This is a genomic window from Antarctobacter heliothermus (assembly GCF_900188425.1).
In the GTDB taxonomy this organism is placed as follows: domain Bacteria; phylum Pseudomonadota; class Alphaproteobacteria; order Rhodobacterales; family Rhodobacteraceae; genus Antarctobacter; species Antarctobacter heliothermus.
This window is the reverse complement of record NZ_FZON01000046.1, coordinates 27,299-43,599: the sequence shown is the minus strand read 5'-3', so window position 1 is coordinate 43,599 and position 16,301 is coordinate 27,299. Positions and strand designations below refer to the sequence as shown.

Below are 16,301 nucleotides of genomic sequence, written 5' to 3'. Positions count from 1 at the left end.
CCCGGCTCAGGCTCGGCGGCCAAGCCGGTGATCTCGACCGGCAGGAAGAGAGTGTCATCCTTGGCACCACTGGACGCTTCGGCTTCGGCCGGCGCGAAACGCGGATCCCGCAGCCAGGTGAAGATCAGGTTCGAGTTCATCGCATACCGGCGCGCAACCTGCGCCACCGACACACCGGGCGCGCATGTTTGCCGGCAGATCGAGCGTTTCTCCTCGTCAGACCAGAACCGCTTCTTCTGTCCCTTCATGCCCGTCATGGAGTGCCTCAAGATGTCCATTATCGATCATGGACATTATCGACAGCAGAGGCTCACCGTCAGAGCGGTCACAACGGACGGATACAAATCAGGAGCCAGGCCAGCGCGATGAACATCGGATGCGTCAGCCCGCCGGAAAAGATAATCGCCGGAACCCAGATCAAGAAAACGATGATCGACAGGATCACCCGCCCGTTCAACAGGATCGAAAGCGGCGGCAGAAAGAGGGCGAGAACGTAGTTCATTCCGGGCTCCGGTTGCGGCGGCGGTTTGATGTTAATGCGATTAAGATAGGGTCCGAGACGCCAATGTTAAGAGGCCGTCACAGGACGGCCACTGGCAACACAGCGTACAGACGCACGATTTCGGCACCCGAGCGGGCCGCGCCGCATCAGCCGTATTTGCGGAGCGCTTCGAGTTCGAGATCCAGTCTCAATTGCTGATCGGCGATCTCTTTCATCACGGCGCGACGCGCATCCTCATTCGGGGCGGATTTCAGCGCCTTTTGCAGCTCTGCGATCTTGTTTTTCAACAGAACGGCCAAGGGCTTGGCCTGATTTTCCTTCATGAGACGATCAATGACCGCGTCCTTGGGGGTGGCGAGAAACCCCAACGGCTTGCCTGCGCCGGGGAGGTTCTTGAACTCATCCGCCCGCTCTGCGGCGTTCATCGCCATTTCAATTGCGGCATTCAAAGGGTGCGACATGACCAAGGCCTTTTGGTTTCTACACTGTGAAGATAGTCAATCTGGCTGAGTTTTGTAGCCTGCCGTCAGCAGCGGGCCATGTTCGGCCATGCGGCCCTTTGGTGCCAACTGCGGCAGGCCTGTGCGGTGGCGGTTTTTCTACCTGATTCGCCCGGAAAGGCGCAGTATGACCGCACCGGGCCATCCCGGCGCGGCATTGAAGGGGGAGATGTTGTTATGGCCTATTTTGCTATTTCGCATTGGGAAACAGACGATTGGACCAACGAGATGGAGGCCCTTGCGCGCGACAAATACGTGCCTCTGGTCAAGGCGGTCGGGGCGCTGCGGGTGTCGATGGTTCGCGTGGCGGACCGCAGTTTCATGGTTGTGACAGAATACGCGGACGCCGCCACGGCAGAGGCGGCGCAGGCAAAGATCGCCGAGATCCGGTCACAGGCGGCCGAAGAACTGCCGATGAAGATGACCGCCGTGATGTCCGGCGAGGTCTTTGCGGCGGGCTGACCAAGGGACGGGCTGGGGGGCGACCCTAGCGGATGTTCGCGCTCCAGCTGCCGCCGCCGCCACAGTTGGCCGATCCGTTGCCCCGGTATGGGCGTGCGTTGATGACGTCGCGCGGATACCAGGTGCCGGACAGCGAGCAGCCGGCCAGACCGCCCGTGACAGTCACCACGGAGAGGTTTGTGCCGGCCTTGTCGACCGTTGCCGTGCCTTCCCAGCGGGTACTGGTGGTCCAGACATAGTAGTTCCACATGCTGTCCGTGGCGCAGGTGAGGCGGCGCAGTTCAAAGCCGTAGATCGTGCTGCCGATGTCGATGCGCCCCTGCCAGTTGGAGCCCTTGCTGTCGCAGTTCTGGGCGGTCGCGCCGCCCGCGACGGTGGTCCAGATGGCCAAGGCCGCGGTCAAGGTGGTCAAGATTTTCATGGTCCTCTCCCGAAATGTTTGCGTTGCAAAAGGGGATGGGTGAAACGGACCCGGTACTCGTCCTGCTTTGGGATAGGGTGATCCCGCCCTCAGGGTCATGGATTCGATGGGATCGCTCAAGTCAGGAGAACATGACCCCCGGACAGCGCGGCCCGGCGGGGGCTTTGGGGTTGCGGGGCTTGATCCCCGCGTCAACCTCATCTATACCCGCGCGCGTCGACAAGGCAAAATCGCCGCGGCAAAGAGATCGAGCAGGGTCGGACATCTTCCGGCCCTCTTTGTTTTGCGGCATGCCCACTGACCAACCCGTTTCGCCGCAAGTGCGGACATCACCTAGACCGGCGGAGACAACCGCATGGCCAGAAAACCGTTGTAAAGGACTGTAAGTACATATGCCTAGCGCATCGATGGAGGAATTCGAGGCCCTCCTTAATGAAAGCCTCGAAATGGACACACCGGACGAAGGTACGGTTGTCAAAGGCAAAGTCATCGCGATTGAAGCGGGACAAGCCATCATCGACGTCGGTTACAAGATGGAAGGCCGCGTCGATCTCAAAGAATTCGCTGAACCGGGCGAAAACCCCGAGGTCAAAGTTGGCGACGAAGTCGAGGTTTACCTCCGCTCCGCCGAAAACGCCCGTGGCGAAGCCGTCATCTCGCGCGAGATGGCCCGCCGCGAAGAAGCCTGGGACCGTCTGGAAAAAGCATACGCCGACGACGCCCGCGTCGAAGGTGCGATCTTTGGTCGGGTCAAAGGCGGCTTTACTGTCGATCTTGGCGGCGCAGTTGCGTTCCTGCCCGGCTCTCAGGTTGACGTGCGCCCCGTGCGCGACGCCGGCCCGCTGATGGGTCTCAAGCAGCCGTTCCAGATCCTGAAAATGGACCGTCGCCGGGGCAACATCGTTGTGTCGCGCCGCGCGATCCTCGAAGAATCGCGTGCCGAGCAGCGCGCCGAGGTTATCGGCAAGCTGCAAGAAGGCGATTCGGTTGACGGCGTGGTCAAGAACATCACCGAGTACGGCGCATTCGTCGATCTGGGTGGCGTTGACGGCCTGCTGCACGTCACCGACATGGCATGGCGCCGGGTCAACCACCCGTCCGAGATCCTGTCGATCGGTGAAACTGTCAAAGTGCAGGTCATCAAGATCAACAAGGAAACCCACCGTATCAGCCTCGGCATGAAGCAGCTGCAGGAAGATCCGTGGGATCTGGTCGGGATCAAGTATCCGCTGGCCTCGGTCCACAAGGGCCGCGTGACCAACATCACCGATTACGGCGCATTTGTTGAGCTGGAGCCCGGTGTCGAAGGTCTGGTCCACGTCTCCGAGATGTCCTGGACCAAGAAGAACGTGCACCCCGGCAAGATCGTCTCCACCTCGCAGGAAGTGGACGTCATGGTGCTGGAAATCGACGGTGCCAAGCGTCGCGTTTCGCTGGGTCTCAAGCAGACCATGCGCAACCCGTGGGAAGTGTTTGCAGAAACGCACCCCGAGAACACGCAGGTCGAAGGCGAAGTCAAGAATATCACCGAATTCGGTCTGTTCATCGGCCTCGACGGCGAGATCGACGGCATGGTCCACCTTTCGGACCTGTCTTGGGACCAGCGTGGCGAAGAAGCCATTCAGGAATACCGCAAGGGCGACATCGTTCAGGCGGTTGTCTCCGAAGTGGACGTCGAGAAAGAGCGTATCTCGCTCTCGATCAAGGCGCTGGGCGGCGACAAGTTCGCCGAAGCGGCTGATGGCGTGCGCCGCGGTTCGATCGTGACCGTTGAGGTCACCGCGATCGAGGATGGTGGCATCGAGGTGGAATATGAGGGCATGAAATCCTTCATCCGCCGCTCTGACCTGTCGCGTGATCGTGCCGAGCAGCGCCCCGAGCGTTTCTCGACCGGTGACAAGGTCGACGTGCGCGTCACCAACATCGACACCAAGACCCGTCGTCTGGGTCTGTCGATCAAGGCACGCGAGATCGCCGAAGAGAAAGAAGCCGTGGAACAGTTCGGTTCCTCCGATTCGGGTGCGTCGCTGGGCGACATCCTCGGCGCGGCGCTCAAGCGCGACGAGTAATCTCGTACCGTGAAGACATCGAAAAGGCCTCGCATTTGCGGGGCCTTTTTGCTTTTGTGCCAAGGACGCCGAGGGGGCGCTTGGGACAGGGGATCTGAATGAAGCATGTTGTGCTGTTGGTCTTTGGGCTGATCTTGGCGGGGCCGGGGGCCGCGCAAGACCAGATTGTGCTCCCTGACGATGGGACAGAAGTCACGCAGGTCCGGCCCGCAGGCGGCACAGGGATGACCATGCGCCGGGTCGAGGTGCAGGGGCAAAAGCAGCTTCGGGGACGTTATGGTTCTGCCTGGACGGCGCAGGACGTCAAGGAACAGGCCGCCAAGACCTGTGCCGAGGGGGGACTGCGGCTGGTCTATTTCAAGCCGGCGGAAAAAGCGGATGGTGACTGGACCGAGTTTGCGGCGGTCTGCCAGTAGCAGGACCCGACAGGGGGTCGGTTTTGAGGGGCGACGGTGCCTGTGTTGGTGCTTGTGTCGGTGCCCGTGTCGGTGTGCATGGCCCCGGAAGGGTCAATCGGGCGTTTGGGCTTCGCGGCGTTTCAGTCGGTGCAAGGCGCGAGGCGCGCTATAGCCGGAGGCAGGCGATCCCTTGCGGGGGGGGGGACAAGACCCCGCCATGACGCGGGGTCTTGAAGTGCGACGAAAGCGGCGCGCTTACTTGGCGACCGGGGTCACCTCATGGCTGGTCGCGCCACCGATGGCATCGCAATCACCGGCCTTTTCGGCCAGCACGGTCACATCGTTGACGACGCAGAGTACGGCGTTTGCGCCTTCCTCGGCAAAACCGATGCTGATGTGGAATGCATGAGCGGACAGGGTCGATGCTGCGAGGATTGCGGCTGCCATTGCATATTTCATAGTCATTCTCCACTTTGGGGGATGAGCGACGGACGCTCGAAGAAGGCCGGAATGGCCGGGCATGAGGTCACGCGCGGGCGTGACCACATCTGGTGCGGGATCAAAGGCCGGGTAAAACAGCCTGCGGATCCCGGATGACGGGGGTTTGTCGGCATTGGGGCGTGAAGCCACCAGCGGTTGATGATTTGACCTTGTGCGCGGCGCAGATTGGTCCCGAGGCGTCGGTGACCTGCCCGGAAACAGTGGTCAGCAGCTCTGACAGCGTCTCCTTTGGGCCGCCCATCGCGGCGACCAGAAGGCTGCTGAACAGCGGTCGTTTGTAGTCCAGTGTCAGGTTCGCGTATTGGCCAGCCTGCGCGGAGGCGATGGTGGCGACATGTTCGGTTTTCGGGGTCGTCTCATGCAGGATCTCAAGACCCAGTGCGCCGGATTGGCAATCTTCGAGAAATGCGACCAGCGTCCCCATCCCGAGCTGCCCGATTGCGTCGGCAAAGTCGCTGGCGCGGAGCCATTTGCCTTCGGCGAGGGCAAATTCGATCACGCCCGGGTCGCTGTCGGACCAGAACACCAGGATGTCATCCTTGGCCGAGGCGGCGCGATCCTGATGACCGGCGCCGTTGTGCATGACAATGTAGAGAAACACGCGGTCATCGGCGGCAATGGCGGGCAGGGCATTCAGAAAGTCCACAAAACCTGTGACCGTGGCCTGCGCATTCAGCAGAGTGTGGACCTGTGTATCCGGAACAGCGTAACGCGCAGACAATGCTGCCGTCACCTCTGTCACGGCGGTTTCGCAAACGGTCGGCGGCACGCCAGCCCAGGCCGGACAGGCGCCAATGGCAAGAATGTGGTCGTCAGCCTGTGCGCTGCCTGCGCTGGCAACATAGCAGGCCAGGAGCAGGCCGGTCGTTGCGACGGAGGCAGCAGGTTTGCGCAAGGCGCACAGCAAGGCCCGGCGCAACGCGCCCGGAAAAAAGAAGGGTGTCAAATTCTCTCCAGTCCATGCAACGGATAACAAGCCAAGGCGGCGGCCCGTTCAGTCAATCGTTGGGGCGACTATGAGAGCGATTTCTTGAGCAACCCCTAACGGATACAATGCGAGGGAAATGCTCTGGCCATGCTCTGGCCACGCTCTGGCCGATGGGCCGCGCAGGGCGAATCGCACACCTTGATGCGGTGGTGTTGTGCCGTGCCAAGGCCGGCAGGACAGCGGGGATTCCCGCCGGTGGCCGGGATTTGGCCTGCAAACTGCTGCGAATCCAGATTTTTTCACGATCTTAGGCGGTTCCCGTTTCCACTATCGGCGCGTATAGTTGCGGAAAAGTACAAGGCAAATGCCGAGTCCACGGGGGATGTGGGGTATGATCAGATCTGAATTGATCCAGAAGATTGCGGATGAGAATCCACATCTGTATCAGCGTGACGTAGAGAGGATCGTGAACACGATCTTTGAAGAGATCACCAACGCCATGGCCCGGGGCGACCGGGTCGAGCTGCGGGGCTTCGGGGCCTTTTCGGTCAAGAAGCGGGACGCGCGCGTCGGGCGGAACCCCCGCACCGGGGAGTCGGTCGAGGTCGAGGAAAAGCACGTTCCGTTTTTCAAGACCGGCAAGCTCTTGCGGGACCGCCTGAACGGAAAGTAATCCATGCGCTACGCTCTATACGCCTTTTACGCGATCCTGCTCATTGTTCTGACGGTTGTCTGTGTCGCGAACTTGCAGTGGGTGACGCTGAACACGCTGCCCGAGGGGCTGGCGCGTCTTCCGCAGATGGACAGGCTGGCGTTTTCCGTCGAGGTGCCGCTGTTTGCCGTGGCGCTGGGATTCCTTGTGATGGGGTGGGTTCTGGGCGAGGTCTATGAGTGGCTGCGCGAATACAAGTACCGCGCCGAGGCCTCTGCCAAGAAGACCGAGGTGCGCAAGCTGGAGCGTCAGTTGAAGAAGACGCAGGCCGAGCGCGACAAGGACAAGGACGAGGTGCTGGCGATCCTGGATCAGGCCAGCTGACCCGTCGCCGGGGGAGGAGGGGCGCTGCCCCTCTGCGCCTTTGGGCGCATTCACCCCGGGGTATTTTTGCAAAGAAGAAGCAGGGGCCTGCATGGCGGACGTGCGCGTGAAGATCTGTGGCCTGACGCGGCCTGAGGATGTCGATGCGGTGGCAGCGGCGGGGGCCTCTTATGCGGGGTTGGTGTTTTTCCCCAAGAGTCCGCGCAATGTCTCTGTCGCGGTGGCGCGCGATCTGGCGGTGCGGGCACCCGTGGGGCTGGCCAAGGTCGGGCTGGTGGTGAACCCCTCCGACGCGTTGTTGGATGAGATCACCGCGCAGGTGCCGTTGGACATGATCCAGTTGCACGGGTCAGAGCCGCCGGAGCGGGTGGCCGAGGTGCGCGCGCGCTATGGGTTGCCGGTGATGAAGGCGGTTGGCGTTGCCGATGCGGCGGATCTGGACAAGCTGGATATTTATCAGCGGGTTGCGGATCAGATTTTGGTGGATGCCAAGCCGCCCAAGGGGGCGGATCTGCCGGGCGGCAACGGTTTGGCTTTTGACTGGCGGTTGATTGCCGGGCGGCGCTGGTCGCGGCCGTGGATGTTGGCCGGGGGCCTGACGCCGCAGAACGTGGCGCGCGCCGTGGCGATGACAGGTGTGACGCAGGTGGATGTATCGTCCGGCGTGGAGAGCGCGCCGGGGATCAAGGACGCGGCCCTGATCCGGGGTTTTGTGAGTGCGGCACGGGTGGCGGAGGTCGCGCCGCGCTTGTGAAGGGCCGCGTTTCGCGCGGCCGATAAGGCACGGTCAGGAAGGCACCGTCAGGCGGGTGTCACAGCCACGCGCCGCGTCCGCTGCCCACGGCCTGCGCAACGGTGTCGAACCCGTCGCGCGCCAGCAGCGCGTCCAGCCCTACTGCGATCTCCTGCACGAGGCTGAGGCCGCTGTAGACCAGCGCTGTGTAAAGCTGCACCACGCTGGCACCCGCGCGAATCTTTTCATAGGCCTGTTCGGCAGAGCCGACGCCGCCGACCCCGATCAGCGGCAGCGCGCCCTCGGTCAGGTGCGACAGCTGGGCCAGCACGCGGGTGGAGCGGTCAAAAAGCGGCGCACCGGACAGCCCGCCCGCCTCTGTCGCGTGGCGCGAGGACAGCCCGGCGCGGGACAGGGTGGTGTTGGTGGCGATGATGCCTGCCACGCCGGAGGACAGCGCGACCTCTGCGACGTCAGCCAGTTCCGCATCGTCCAGATCCGGCGCGATTTTCAGGAAGACCGGGATGGGCGTGGCCAAGGAGTCACGCGCCTGCATGACGCCCGCCAGCAGAGCGGCGAGCGCGGCCTTGCCTTGCAGGTCGCGCAGCTTTTCGGTGTTGGGAGAGCTGACATTGACGGTGGCGAAATCGACGTTGGCGCCGCAGTGCGCCAGCACGCGGGCGAAATCCCCGGCGCGGTCGTCGCTGTCCTTGTTGGCACCCAGGTTCAGGCCAAGCACCAGGTCGCGGGGGCGGGTGGTCAGCCGCGCGCCGATTGCCTCCATCCCGTCGTTGTTGAAGCCGAAGCGGTTGATCGCGGCGCGGTCCTCTGTCAGGCGGAACAGGCGCGGGCGTGGGTTGCCGGGCTGCGGGCGGGGCGTTGCGGCCCCCACCTCGACAAAGCCGAACCCGGCACGGGACAGGCCCTGCAGGGCGGTGGCGTTCTTGTCGAACCCGGCAGCGAGGCCGACAGGGTTGGGCAGGGGCAGGCCCGCCAGCGTGGTCCGCAGCCGGTTTGAGGTCACAAGGCCGGGGCTGTGTGCCGCACCGGCCTGAAGCGCCTTCAGCGCGAGGCCATGGGCGGTTTCCGGGTCCAGACGGTGCAGGGCGGCAAGGCCAAGGCGTTCCAGCGGGGTCATCCAAAGACCTCCCCGGCGGAAGCGGGGGCGCAGCGGATCAGGCGCGAGTCCTGTACGGCGGCCTGCCGGTGGATGACGGCGTGCTGGTACTCCGGGTCGGTCACCATGGCCAGAAAGGCGTGCGCGGTGGGGTAGCGGGCGACAAAGACGTGGTCCCACTGGTCGCCGTCCGGGCCGGTCAGCGTGGTGCGAAACTCGCCACGCCAGAGAATCGCGCCGCCGACGCGGGCAAAGATCGGGCCGCTGTGTTTGCCGTAGAGGCGATAGGCCTCGGCCCCGGTGAGGGTTGATCCAGCTTGTGCGTGTCCCTCGGGGTACTGGGCGGCGTCGCGCAAGCGAACGAGGTTCAGCATTTCGCAGGGTTCATCCCGGTCCAGCGCCTTGAAGGCGTCGAACTGGGCGCGCGTCGGGTCGATGTGGCCGGTCATGCAATACCGGCGGGAAAGTCGTGGGTGCCGTCGGCCCCCAGCGGCAAGGGCTGGCACCACAGGATGTCCGACAGGCGCAGCGGGCCGTAGAGGTGCGGGAACAGGGCATCGCCGCGCGACACCTCCCATTTCAGGGCCTCCCCCAGCGCGTCGCTGTCCAGCGCGGCCAGGAACAGCCCGTCGGCCCCGGCGAAATGCTTGGCCGCGGTTTCGCGCGCCTGCGCAGCGGTGGAAAAGTGGATGAATCCGTCAGAGACGTCGATCGGCGCGCCGCTGGTTTGCTTTTGGCTGCGCAGGGCCGACCATTCGTCGGCGCGGAGGATCTTGTAGATTTCCATGGCCCGAGTGATGCCGCGCCGCGTGTCCGGGGTCAAGCATGGCGGTTGCTGTTGCGGCACAGCAGCGGGCCGGGGTTCATCCCCCTGTTACAGCCGTGAGGGAAACGCACAGTCAGGCTTTGACTCTTGGCACGCGCCGGGGTCTGCTATTGGCATAAACAAAACCGACAGAGAGGAAACTTCATGTTTCGCATGATGACAGGCGCCGCCACGCTGGCGCTGATCGCCGGGGCCGCACAGGCCGACTATTCGCTGACGATCCTGCACACCAACGATTTTCACGCCCGCTTTGAACCGATCAGCAAGTATGATTCGGGCTGCAGCGCAGAGGACAACACCGCTGGTGAATGCTTTGGCGGGTCCGCGCGGATGATCACGGCGATCAATGCCGCCAAGGCACGCACAAACAACCACATCCTTGTGGATGGCGGCGACCAGTTCCAGGGCACGCTGTTCTACACCTACTACAAGGGCAAGCTGGCCGCCGAGATGATGAACCTCATGGGCTATGACGGCATGACCGTCGGCAACCATGAATTCGATGACGGCCCCGAAGTGCTGCGCGGGTTCATGGATGCGCTGGAATTCCCGATCCTGATGTCAAACGCCGATGTCTCCGGTGAGCCGCTGCTGGCCGGTGCGCTGATGAAATCCACCGTGATCGAACGCGGCGGCGAAAAGCTGGGCCTGATCGGCCTGACACCGCAGGACACCGATGAACTGGCCAGCCCGGGCGACAACATCATCTTTACCGATCCGTCGGACGCGGTGCAGGGCGAGGTCGACAAGCTGACCGAGATGGGCGTGAACAAGATCATCGTCTTGTCGCATTCCGGATATGGTGTCGATCAGCGCGTGGCCGAGAACACCACCGGTGTCGACGTGATCGTCGGCGGCCACTCCAACACCCTGCTGGGCGACATGGACGGGGCTGCGGGCGCATATCCGACGGTCGTGAACGGCGTTCAAATCGTGCAGGCCTATGCCTATGGCAAGTTCCTGGGTGAGCTGAACGTGACCTTTGACGACGCAGGCGAGGTGATCTCTGCCGAAGGTGCGCCGATCCTGATTGACGCATCGGTGACAGAGGATGACGCCGTCAAGGCACGCATCGCAGAGGCCGCCGCGCCGCTGGAAGAGATCCGCAACAAGGTGGTGGCCGAGTCCGCCGAAGCCATCGACGGCAGCCGCGATGTTTGCCGCGCGATGGAATGTTCGATGGGCAACCTTGTGGCTGACGCCATGCTGGACCGGGTCAAGGCGCAGGGCATCGATGTCGCCATCGCCAACAGCGGTGGGTTGCGGTCCTCGATTGACGCGGGCGAAGTGACCATGGGCGAGGTGCTGACCGTGCTGCCGTTCCAGAACACGCTGTCGACCTTCCAGATCACCGGCGCGACGCTGGTCGAGGCGCTGGAAAACGGTGTGTCACAGGTGGAAGAGGGCGCTGGTCGTTTCCCGCAGGTGGCGGGCATGACATTTACCGCCGATCTGACCGCAGAGCCGGGCAGCCGGATTTCCGACGTGATGGTCGGCGGCGCGCCGGTCGAGATGGACAAGGTCTATGGTGCCGTGTCGAACAACTATGTGCGCAACGGCGGCGATGGCTATGCCATGTTCAAGGATGCCGAGAACGCCTATGACTTTGGCCCGGATCTGGCGGATGTGACGGCAGAGTACCTTGCCAAGGACGGGGCCTATCAGCCCTACACCGATGGCCGGATCACGCTGAAGAAATAAGCGCGGATCGCTTCGCGCGTCCCAGGGCCGCCCCATGTGGGGCGGCCTTTTTCGTGGGGTTCAGCGTCCGGTCTCGACGGTAATGCGGGGCGCGCCTTGCAGGGCGGAGCGACGTGTCACGCGCAGTCCACGCCCCAGCCAGACACTGGTGGTTCGCTCTGCGGTTCCGGAGCGGCAGAGACCCGCGTCCTCGAGCAGATGCGGGGCGGTCTCTACAAGGCGGGCAAGGTGCTGCCGCATGTGGCGGTCGGTGTTTCGGTTGTCCAGTGCGTGCGCAGCTTTCCTGATCCATTCCAGTCCGGGCAGGATCTGCGGCCATGCACGAAGGCGTGTCATACTGTTCATGCGAACCCTCTTGAGGACGGTTTTCTAGGGATAGCCTCTTGATATCGCCGTCCGGGTCTTGCCCGCAAGCCAAGGTTTCTCTTATCATGGCATAGTTTTCCTGATCCATGACGGGGCCTGTGTGATGCCGAAACTGCCGCCTTTGAATGCCCTGCGCGCCTTTGAGGCCGCCGCCCGTCACGAGGGTTTCATCGGCGCGTCAGAGGAGTTGCACGTCACACGCGGCGCGGTCAGCCGCCATGTCAAGCTGCTGGAGGATCATCTGGGCGTGCCATTGTTCCGCCGTCATGCGCGCGGCGTCAGCCTGACGGCGGCGGGGCGGCGTCTGCTGCCGGTGCTGACCGAAAGTTTCGCGCGGATCGCGTCTGAGGCGGGGCGCATCACATCCGATGCGTCGGACCTGCGGATCATCTGCCCGCCCGCCACCTCGATCCGCTGGCTTATTCCGCGCCTTGGGCGTTTCCGGGAAAGACATCCGGAGATCCGGGTGCGTCTGACCACGGATTTTCACGGTGACATCGGCTTTGACGGGATCGAATATGACCTGGGGTTTTCGGTCGAACACTGGACGACCCGCGCGCCGGACATCCAGATGCAGGTGATGTTTGATGTACGCCTGACCCCGGCCTGCACGCCATCCTATCTGGACAGGGTACGCTTGGACCGGCCCGAAGATCTGGCCAATGCGGTGCTGCTGCACGAAACGCCTGACCATGCGGACTGGACGGCGTGGCTGACGGCCTTTCCGGTTGCGGGGGTCGATGCCGGGGCGGGCGACGATTTCCCCAACCTCGATATTGCCACGCGCGCCGCAGTCATGGGAACCGGGGTGGTGATGGCGGATCTGGAATTGTGCCGCGATGAACTGGCGTCCGGAACGCTGGTCGCGCCGTTCCCGCATCTGGTCAGCGGCTCACCCCTGGGCGGGGTTTGCCTGTTGGGCGCCCGCGACAGGTGGCAGATGCCCAAGGTGCGCAAGTTTCGCGACTGGGTGACAGAGGAGGCGGCGGGGTGACCGCCGCCCTGCGCCGCTATTCCGCCGCCATGCCTTCGGTGAACTGCAACCGGGCGAGGCGCGCGTAAAGCCCGCCTTCGGCGACCAGCGCGTCATGGGTGCCGGTGGCGACGATGCGGCCGTCTTCCATCACGACGATGCGGTCGGCCTTTTTCACGGTGGCCAGGCGGTGGGCGACGATGATCGTGGTGCGCCCCTCGGCCAGTGTGTCGACGGCCTGTTGCACCGCGCGTTCGCTTTCGGCGTCCAGCGCGCTGGTTGCTTCGTCCAGCAGCAGGACGGGTGCGTCGCGCAGGATGGCGCGGGCGATGGCGACGCGTTGTTTCTGCCCCCCCGACAGCATCACGCCGCGTTCGCCCAGATAGCTGTCATAGCCGTCTGGCAGGGCAGTGAGAAACTCATGCGCGGCAGCGGCGCGGGCGGCGGCATCCACCTGCGCATCAGAGGCATCGGGGCGGCCAAAGCGGATATTGTCGCGCGCGGAGGCGGCAAAGATCACCGGGTCTTGTGGGACCAGTGCGATGTGGCGGCGGAAGTCATGCCGCGCCATCGCGTCCAGCGCAACGCCGTCCAGCAGGATGCGGCCCTGCGCGGGATCGTAAAAGCGCTGGATCAACTGGATGATGGTGGTTTTGCCCGCGCCGGACGGGCCAACCAGCGCCACGGTTTCCCCCGGTGCAATGGTCAGATCGACCTCTGCCAGGGCAGAGACTCCGGGGCGCGAGGGGTAGGAAAAGCTGACGTGGTCAAAGGTGATCTCACCGCGCACGGGTGTGGGGGCGGGGACTGGTGCGGCGGGGTCGCTGACGGTGTCTTCGGCCTGTAGCAATTCCACAAGGCGTTCGGTGGCCCCCGCAGCGCGTTGCAACTCTCCGAAGACTTCGGACAGGGCACCAACGGCACCGGCCACCATGACGGAATAGATCACGAACTGGATCAGGGTGCCCGCGCTCATCCCGCCTGCGCGCACGTCCCATGCGCCGATCCAGAGCACTCCGACAATGCCGGTGAAGACAAGAAAGATGACGATCATCGTCATGAGCGCGCGGGTCCAGATGCGTTTGCGCGCGGCGTCAAAGCTTTTCTCTGTCACGTCGGCGAAGGTGCCGCGCGACTGGGTCTCATGGGTGTAGGCCTGAACTGTCTGCACACTGGTCAACGCCTCGGAGGCATTGCCCGACGACGCAGCGATCCAGTCCTGATTTTCGCGGCTGAGCTTGCGCACGCGGCGGCCCAGCACAAGGATCGGAATGACGACGGCGGGCACGATCAGCAGCACAAGACCGGTCAGCTTGGCCGAGGTGAACAGCATCAGGACAATGCCGCCGACGAACAACAGCACGTTGCGCAGCGCGATCGAGATCGACGAGCCGATGACCGACAGGATCAGCGTGGTGTCGGTGGTGATCCGGCTGAGCACCTCGCCGGTCATGATCTTTTCATAGAACGAGGGCGACAGGCCGATGACCTTGTCAAAGACGGCCTTGCGGATGTCGGCAACCACCCGTTCGCCCAGCCGCGTCACCAGCGCGTAGCGCAGCGCGGTGCCGGTTGCCAGAAGGGCCGCGATCAGAAGCGCCGCGCCGAAATACTGGTCCAGCAGCGCGCCGTCCTCGGTGTTGAAATTGTCCACGACGCGGCGCACCGCCAGCGGCAGGATCAGCGACACCGTGGCGGTGGCGGTCAGCGCGGCAAGCGCGGCCAGCATCAACAACCGGTAAGGTGCCAGAAAAGGCCAGAGCGCGCGCAGGGATTTCAGCCGGCGTGACTTCTCACGCTCCTGCTCACCTGTGCCGGGGGTGGTCTTGGCGGCCATGGGGGCTCCTTCCTTGTCACGCACAGGGCGTTTTGCCACGCGGGGCGTGAGGGTCAAGCGCTGTCTTGACGCGGGGGAGGGGCGGGCAGGGAAGAATTATGGAGCGGGCGACGGGAATCGAACCCGTATCATCAGCTTGGAAGGCTGAGGTCTTACCATTACACAACGCCCGCTCAGCGGGTTATGTCCTATGATAGACTCAAATCGGGGTCAAGGTCGTGCAGGGGCATCTGTGGGGAAAGCTGGGAGAAAGCTGGATGATCAAAGCGGATGACGGCGTTTGCAGGGAAGGCCGCAGTGGGATGTCGACTGGGGACCACAGGCGGTGCGCATGGCCCGTGTCCTGATCCTGTCCAGCTGGGTGGCGCATGGTCACGTCGGGCTGTGTGCTGGCGTCCCGGCGTTGCAGGCACTGGGCCATACGGTCACGCAATTGCCGACGGTGATGTTGTCCAATCATCCCGGCTGGCCGCAGGTTGCCGGGGCCCCGGTTCCGCCCGAATGCCTGTATGAGATGATGGCGGCGCTGGCGGCGAATGGCTGGCTGACAGAACAGGACGCGCTGTTGGTGGGGTATCTGCCGACGCCCGCGCATGTGGTGGTGGCCGCCGATGCGCGGATCCACCCGGCGCCCCTGCGGGACGGGGTGCCGCATGGGGTGGGCGATGTTTTTGCCGCGCTGATTGCGGCGGGCGTGCCGCTGGGTATGGCGCTGGGGCATCTGTCCGCGCTGATCGACAACAGCCTGCACGCGCCGCACCTGCGCATTGCCGAGACCGCCGCGACATGGACCCGCGCCGCCCCCCTGACCGCAACGGAGATCTGAGCCATGGCCTTTGACTTTATCCTGATGCTGACCGCCAATGACCGCACCATCCCCGATGCCCGCGCGCGTCTGGAAGAGGCGCTGGAAGGCGGCGTGCGCCATATCGGGTTCAAGGACGTGGGACTGCCGCTGTCCGAACTCAAAAGCCTCGCCGCCGCGATTCGCAGCGCCGGGGGGCGGTCGTATCTGGAGGTGGTCAGTCTGGACGCGGAGAGTGAGCTGGCCTCGGCCCGCGCGGCGGTCGAGATCGACGTGGATTGTCTGCTGGGCGGGACGCGCGCGCGCGAGGTGACGGAGGTCACGCGCCATCATCCGGTCCGGTATTACCCGTTTCCGGGCAAGATCACCGGCCATCCCAGCGTGCTGGAAGGGCCGGTCGAGGAGATCGCCGCCTCGGCCCGCGAACTGGCGGATTTTGAGCATGTACACGGGTTGGACCTGCTGGCTTACCGGTTCGACGGCGCGGTTCCGGCGCTGATGAAGGCGGTCTGCGATGCTGTGGGCAAACCTGTCATCATGGCGGGCAGCATCGACAGCGAGGCCCGTGTGGCCGCTTGCGCCGGGGCGGGGGCGGCGGGGTTTACCGTGGGCACCGCGGCGCTGTCCGGGGTGTTTCCGGCAGAGGGCAGCGGGTTCGCGGCGCAGGTGCGCGCGATCCTGGCGATCACGGCGCGGGCGCGGGCGGTGTCCACAGCACCCCGGCGGCTGGCGCTGGTGGCGCATGACACGCGCAAGGCGCAACTGCGCGCCTGGGTGCTGCGGCACCGCGCGGCGCTGGCGGGGCACCGGCTGATCTGTACCGGGAGCACCGGGCGGATGCTGTCCGAACTGGCCCCGGAACTGGCCATCCGCCGGTTGCAACGCGGCGATCGGGGCGGCGATCAGCAATTGGGCGCGCTGGTGGCCACCGGAGAGCTGGATGCGGTGATCTTTTTCGCCGACCCGACCGTGCCGCATGGCGGGGACGTGGATTTGCAGGCGCTGACGCGGCTGTCGATGCTGCACGACACGCCGCTGGCGCTGAGCACTTCGGCGGCGGACATGCTGGCGGCGGCGCTGCTGGCGGGCGGGCGCGAGGCGTGACTGTTCCAGTTTTAGGCATTGT

The 16,301-nt window shown here is 64.1% G+C and carries 21 protein-coding genes and 1 tRNA gene; 10 read left to right on the top strand and 12 right to left on the bottom strand.

The annotated features are described in order from the left end of the window. The 3 genes from CHB90_RS19260 to CHB90_RS19255 all read right to left on the bottom strand — a co-directional run. Positions 1-257 (bottom strand): transposase (locus CHB90_RS19260; RefSeq protein WP_141135876.1); only part of this gene is annotated, 257 nt, incomplete at its 3' end. Positions 258-325: 68 nt separating this feature from the next. Continuing rightward, positions 326-502: a hypothetical protein gene (locus tag CHB90_RS26625; protein ID WP_170941117.1), complete on the bottom strand. Its 177-nt coding sequence runs from the start codon at positions 500-502 to the stop codon at positions 326-328. A gap of 146 nt (positions 503-648) precedes the next feature. Further along, on the bottom strand, positions 649-963 hold the full coding sequence (locus tag CHB90_RS19255; RefSeq protein WP_089279474.1) for a DnaJ family domain-containing protein: 315 nt from the start codon (positions 961-963) through the stop codon (positions 649-651). A 216-nt stretch (positions 964-1,179) separates the two neighbouring features. Between CHB90_RS19255 and CHB90_RS19250 the strand changes: the two genes are divergently transcribed. Further along, complete coding sequence (locus CHB90_RS19250) at positions 1,180-1,464, top strand: hypothetical protein (RefSeq protein ID WP_089279478.1); 285 nt, start codon at positions 1,180-1,182, stop codon at positions 1,462-1,464. A gap of 25 nt (positions 1,465-1,489) precedes the next feature. Here CHB90_RS19250 and CHB90_RS19245 read toward each other — a convergent pair whose 3' ends face one another. Next, on the bottom strand, positions 1,490-1,885 hold the full coding sequence (locus CHB90_RS19245) for a hypothetical protein (protein ID WP_089279473.1): 396 nt from the start codon (positions 1,883-1,885) through the stop codon (positions 1,490-1,492). Between the two features lie 392 nt (positions 1,886-2,277). Between CHB90_RS19245 and rpsA the strand changes: the two genes are divergently transcribed. Both rpsA and CHB90_RS19235 read left to right on the top strand, forming a co-directional pair. Next, entirely contained in the window at positions 2,278-3,954 is a 1,677-nt protein-coding gene (gene rpsA / locus CHB90_RS19240) for a 30S ribosomal protein S1 (protein ID WP_089279472.1), read from the top strand. A 98-nt stretch (positions 3,955-4,052) separates the two neighbouring features. Then, positions 4,053-4,370 (top strand): hypothetical protein, encoded by a 318-nt coding sequence (locus tag CHB90_RS19235; RefSeq protein WP_089279471.1) that lies wholly within the window; start codon positions 4,053-4,055, stop codon positions 4,368-4,370. Positions 4,371-4,607: 237 nt separating this feature from the next. Here CHB90_RS19235 and CHB90_RS19230 read toward each other — a convergent pair whose 3' ends face one another. Together CHB90_RS19230 and CHB90_RS19225 are read right to left on the bottom strand one after the other, a co-directional pair. Continuing rightward, positions 4,608-4,811 carry a hypothetical protein gene (locus CHB90_RS19230; protein WP_089279470.1) on the bottom strand — a complete coding sequence of 68 codons (204 nt, stop codon included), beginning with the start codon at positions 4,809-4,811 and terminating at the stop codon, positions 4,608-4,610. 100 nt (positions 4,812-4,911) lie between these two features. Further along, the gene (locus CHB90_RS19225) at positions 4,912-5,799 is read right to left on the bottom strand and encodes a hypothetical protein (RefSeq protein ID WP_089279469.1); all 888 of its coding nucleotides are present in this window, start codon (positions 5,797-5,799) and stop codon (positions 4,912-4,914) included. A gap of 373 nt (positions 5,800-6,172) precedes the next feature. Between CHB90_RS19225 and ihfB the strand changes: the two genes are divergently transcribed. From ihfB to CHB90_RS19210, 3 genes are all read left to right on the top strand, one after another. Beyond that, complete coding sequence (ihfB, locus tag CHB90_RS19220; protein WP_058245850.1) at positions 6,173-6,454, top strand: integration host factor subunit beta; 282 nt, start codon at positions 6,173-6,175, stop codon at positions 6,452-6,454. Between the two features lie 3 nt (positions 6,455-6,457). Continuing rightward, complete coding sequence (locus tag CHB90_RS19215) at positions 6,458-6,817, top strand: LapA family protein (protein WP_089279468.1); 360 nt, start codon at positions 6,458-6,460, stop codon at positions 6,815-6,817. Between the two features lie 91 nt (positions 6,818-6,908). Further along, positions 6,909-7,571 (top strand): phosphoribosylanthranilate isomerase, encoded by a 663-nt coding sequence (locus CHB90_RS19210; RefSeq protein WP_089279467.1) that lies wholly within the window; start codon positions 6,909-6,911, stop codon positions 7,569-7,571. A gap of 58 nt (positions 7,572-7,629) precedes the next feature. Here CHB90_RS19210 and CHB90_RS19205 read toward each other — a convergent pair whose 3' ends face one another. Genes CHB90_RS19205 through CHB90_RS19195 form a run of 3 tightly spaced genes read right to left on the bottom strand, consistent with a single transcriptional unit; the run spans position 7,630 to position 9,454 of the window. Further along, positions 7,630-8,688 (bottom strand): quinone-dependent dihydroorotate dehydrogenase, encoded by a 1,059-nt coding sequence (locus tag CHB90_RS19205; RefSeq protein WP_089279466.1) that lies wholly within the window; start codon positions 8,686-8,688, stop codon positions 7,630-7,632. Beyond that, entirely contained in the window at positions 8,685-9,116 is a 432-nt protein-coding gene (locus CHB90_RS19200; protein ID WP_089279465.1) for a DUF1330 domain-containing protein, read from the bottom strand. Before CHB90_RS19200 ends, CHB90_RS19205 begins: the two co-directional genes overlap by 4 nt. Continuing rightward, the gene (locus CHB90_RS19195; RefSeq protein WP_089279464.1) at positions 9,113-9,454 is read right to left on the bottom strand and encodes a DUF952 domain-containing protein; all 342 of its coding nucleotides are present in this window, start codon (positions 9,452-9,454) and stop codon (positions 9,113-9,115) included. The genes CHB90_RS19200 and CHB90_RS19195 overlap by 4 nt, the downstream gene beginning before the upstream one ends. 183 nt (positions 9,455-9,637) lie before the next feature. On the opposite strand from CHB90_RS19195, the gene CHB90_RS19190 reads away from it, so the two are divergent. After that, on the top strand, positions 9,638-11,194 hold the full coding sequence (locus CHB90_RS19190; protein WP_089279463.1) for a bifunctional metallophosphatase/5'-nucleotidase: 1,557 nt from the start codon (positions 9,638-9,640) through the stop codon (positions 11,192-11,194). 60 nt (positions 11,195-11,254) lie between these two features. Here the strand turns inward: CHB90_RS19190 and CHB90_RS19185 are convergent, their stop codons facing one another. Continuing rightward, positions 11,255-11,539: a hypothetical protein gene (locus tag CHB90_RS19185; RefSeq protein WP_089279462.1), complete on the bottom strand. Its 285-nt coding sequence runs from the start codon at positions 11,537-11,539 to the stop codon at positions 11,255-11,257. A gap of 124 nt (positions 11,540-11,663) precedes the next feature. Between CHB90_RS19185 and CHB90_RS19180 the strand changes: the two genes are divergently transcribed. Further along, on the top strand, positions 11,664-12,554 hold the full coding sequence (locus tag CHB90_RS19180; protein ID WP_089279461.1) for a LysR substrate-binding domain-containing protein: 891 nt from the start codon (positions 11,664-11,666) through the stop codon (positions 12,552-12,554). A gap of 16 nt (positions 12,555-12,570) precedes the next feature. On the opposite strand, the gene CHB90_RS19175 is transcribed toward CHB90_RS19180, so the two are convergent. Then, positions 12,571-14,370, bottom strand: a complete 1,800-nt coding sequence (locus CHB90_RS19175) for an ABC transporter transmembrane domain-containing protein (protein ID WP_089279460.1) — start codon at positions 14,368-14,370, stop codon at positions 12,571-12,573. A 99-nt stretch (positions 14,371-14,469) separates the two neighbouring features. Beyond that, positions 14,470-14,543: transfer RNA gene (locus CHB90_RS19170), tRNA-Gly, on the bottom strand. A gap of 158 nt (positions 14,544-14,701) precedes the next feature. Here CHB90_RS19170 and CHB90_RS19165 point away from each other — a divergent pair. Together CHB90_RS19165 and CHB90_RS19160 are read left to right on the top strand one after the other, a co-directional pair. After that, complete coding sequence (locus tag CHB90_RS19165; protein WP_089279459.1) at positions 14,702-15,196, top strand: carbohydrate kinase family protein; 495 nt, start codon at positions 14,702-14,704, stop codon at positions 15,194-15,196. Between the two features lie 3 nt (positions 15,197-15,199). Continuing rightward, a complete protein-coding gene (locus CHB90_RS19160; RefSeq protein WP_089279458.1) occupies positions 15,200-16,279 on the top strand; it encodes a methylglyoxal synthase in 1,080 nt (359 codons plus the stop codon). The last annotated feature ends 22 nt before the right edge of the window (positions 16,280-16,301 follow it).

What these genes read in the sequence shown, in the direction of transcription:
- CHB90_RS26625 (WP_170941117.1), bottom strand. Translation starts at nt 502, where the DNA reads ATGAACTACGTTCTCGCCCTCTTTCTGCCGCCGCTTTCGATCCTGTTG.
- CHB90_RS19255 (WP_089279474.1), bottom strand. Translation starts at nt 963, where the DNA reads ATGTCGCACCCTTTGAATGCCGCAATTGAAATGGCGATGAACGCCGCA.
- CHB90_RS19250 (WP_089279478.1), top strand. Translation starts at nt 1,180, where the DNA reads ATGGCCTATTTTGCTATTTCGCATTGGGAAACAGACGATTGGACCAAC.
- CHB90_RS19245 (WP_089279473.1), bottom strand. Translation starts at nt 1,885, where the DNA reads ATGAAAATCTTGACCACCTTGACCGCGGCCTTGGCCATCTGGACCACC.
- rpsA (WP_089279472.1), top strand. Translation starts at nt 2,278, where the DNA reads ATGCCTAGCGCATCGATGGAGGAATTCGAGGCCCTCCTTAATGAAAGC.
- CHB90_RS19235 (WP_089279471.1), top strand. Translation starts at nt 4,053, where the DNA reads ATGAAGCATGTTGTGCTGTTGGTCTTTGGGCTGATCTTGGCGGGGCCG.
- CHB90_RS19230 (WP_089279470.1), bottom strand. Translation starts at nt 4,811, where the DNA reads ATGAAATATGCAATGGCAGCCGCAATCCTCGCAGCATCGACCCTGTCC.
- ihfB (WP_058245850.1), top strand. Translation starts at nt 6,173, where the DNA reads ATGATCAGATCTGAATTGATCCAGAAGATTGCGGATGAGAATCCACAT.
- CHB90_RS19215 (WP_089279468.1), top strand. Translation starts at nt 6,458, where the DNA reads ATGCGCTACGCTCTATACGCCTTTTACGCGATCCTGCTCATTGTTCTG.
- CHB90_RS19210 (WP_089279467.1), top strand. Translation starts at nt 6,909, where the DNA reads ATGGCGGACGTGCGCGTGAAGATCTGTGGCCTGACGCGGCCTGAGGAT.
- CHB90_RS19205 (WP_089279466.1), bottom strand. Translation starts at nt 8,688, where the DNA reads ATGACCCCGCTGGAACGCCTTGGCCTTGCCGCCCTGCACCGTCTGGAC.
- CHB90_RS19200 (WP_089279465.1), bottom strand. Translation starts at nt 9,116, where the DNA reads ATGACCGGCCACATCGACCCGACGCGCGCCCAGTTCGACGCCTTCAAG.
- CHB90_RS19195 (WP_089279464.1), bottom strand. Translation starts at nt 9,454, where the DNA reads ATGGAAATCTACAAGATCCTCCGCGCCGACGAATGGTCGGCCCTGCGC.
- CHB90_RS19190 (WP_089279463.1), top strand. Translation starts at nt 9,638, where the DNA reads ATGTTTCGCATGATGACAGGCGCCGCCACGCTGGCGCTGATCGCCGGG.
- CHB90_RS19185 (WP_089279462.1), bottom strand. Translation starts at nt 11,539, where the DNA reads ATGAACAGTATGACACGCCTTCGTGCATGGCCGCAGATCCTGCCCGGA.
- CHB90_RS19180 (WP_089279461.1), top strand. Translation starts at nt 11,664, where the DNA reads ATGCCGAAACTGCCGCCTTTGAATGCCCTGCGCGCCTTTGAGGCCGCC.
- CHB90_RS19175 (WP_089279460.1), bottom strand. Translation starts at nt 14,370, where the DNA reads ATGGCCGCCAAGACCACCCCCGGCACAGGTGAGCAGGAGCGTGAGAAG.
- CHB90_RS19165 (WP_089279459.1), top strand. Translation starts at nt 14,702, where the DNA reads ATGGCCCGTGTCCTGATCCTGTCCAGCTGGGTGGCGCATGGTCACGTC.
- CHB90_RS19160 (WP_089279458.1), top strand. Translation starts at nt 15,200, where the DNA reads ATGGCCTTTGACTTTATCCTGATGCTGACCGCCAATGACCGCACCATC.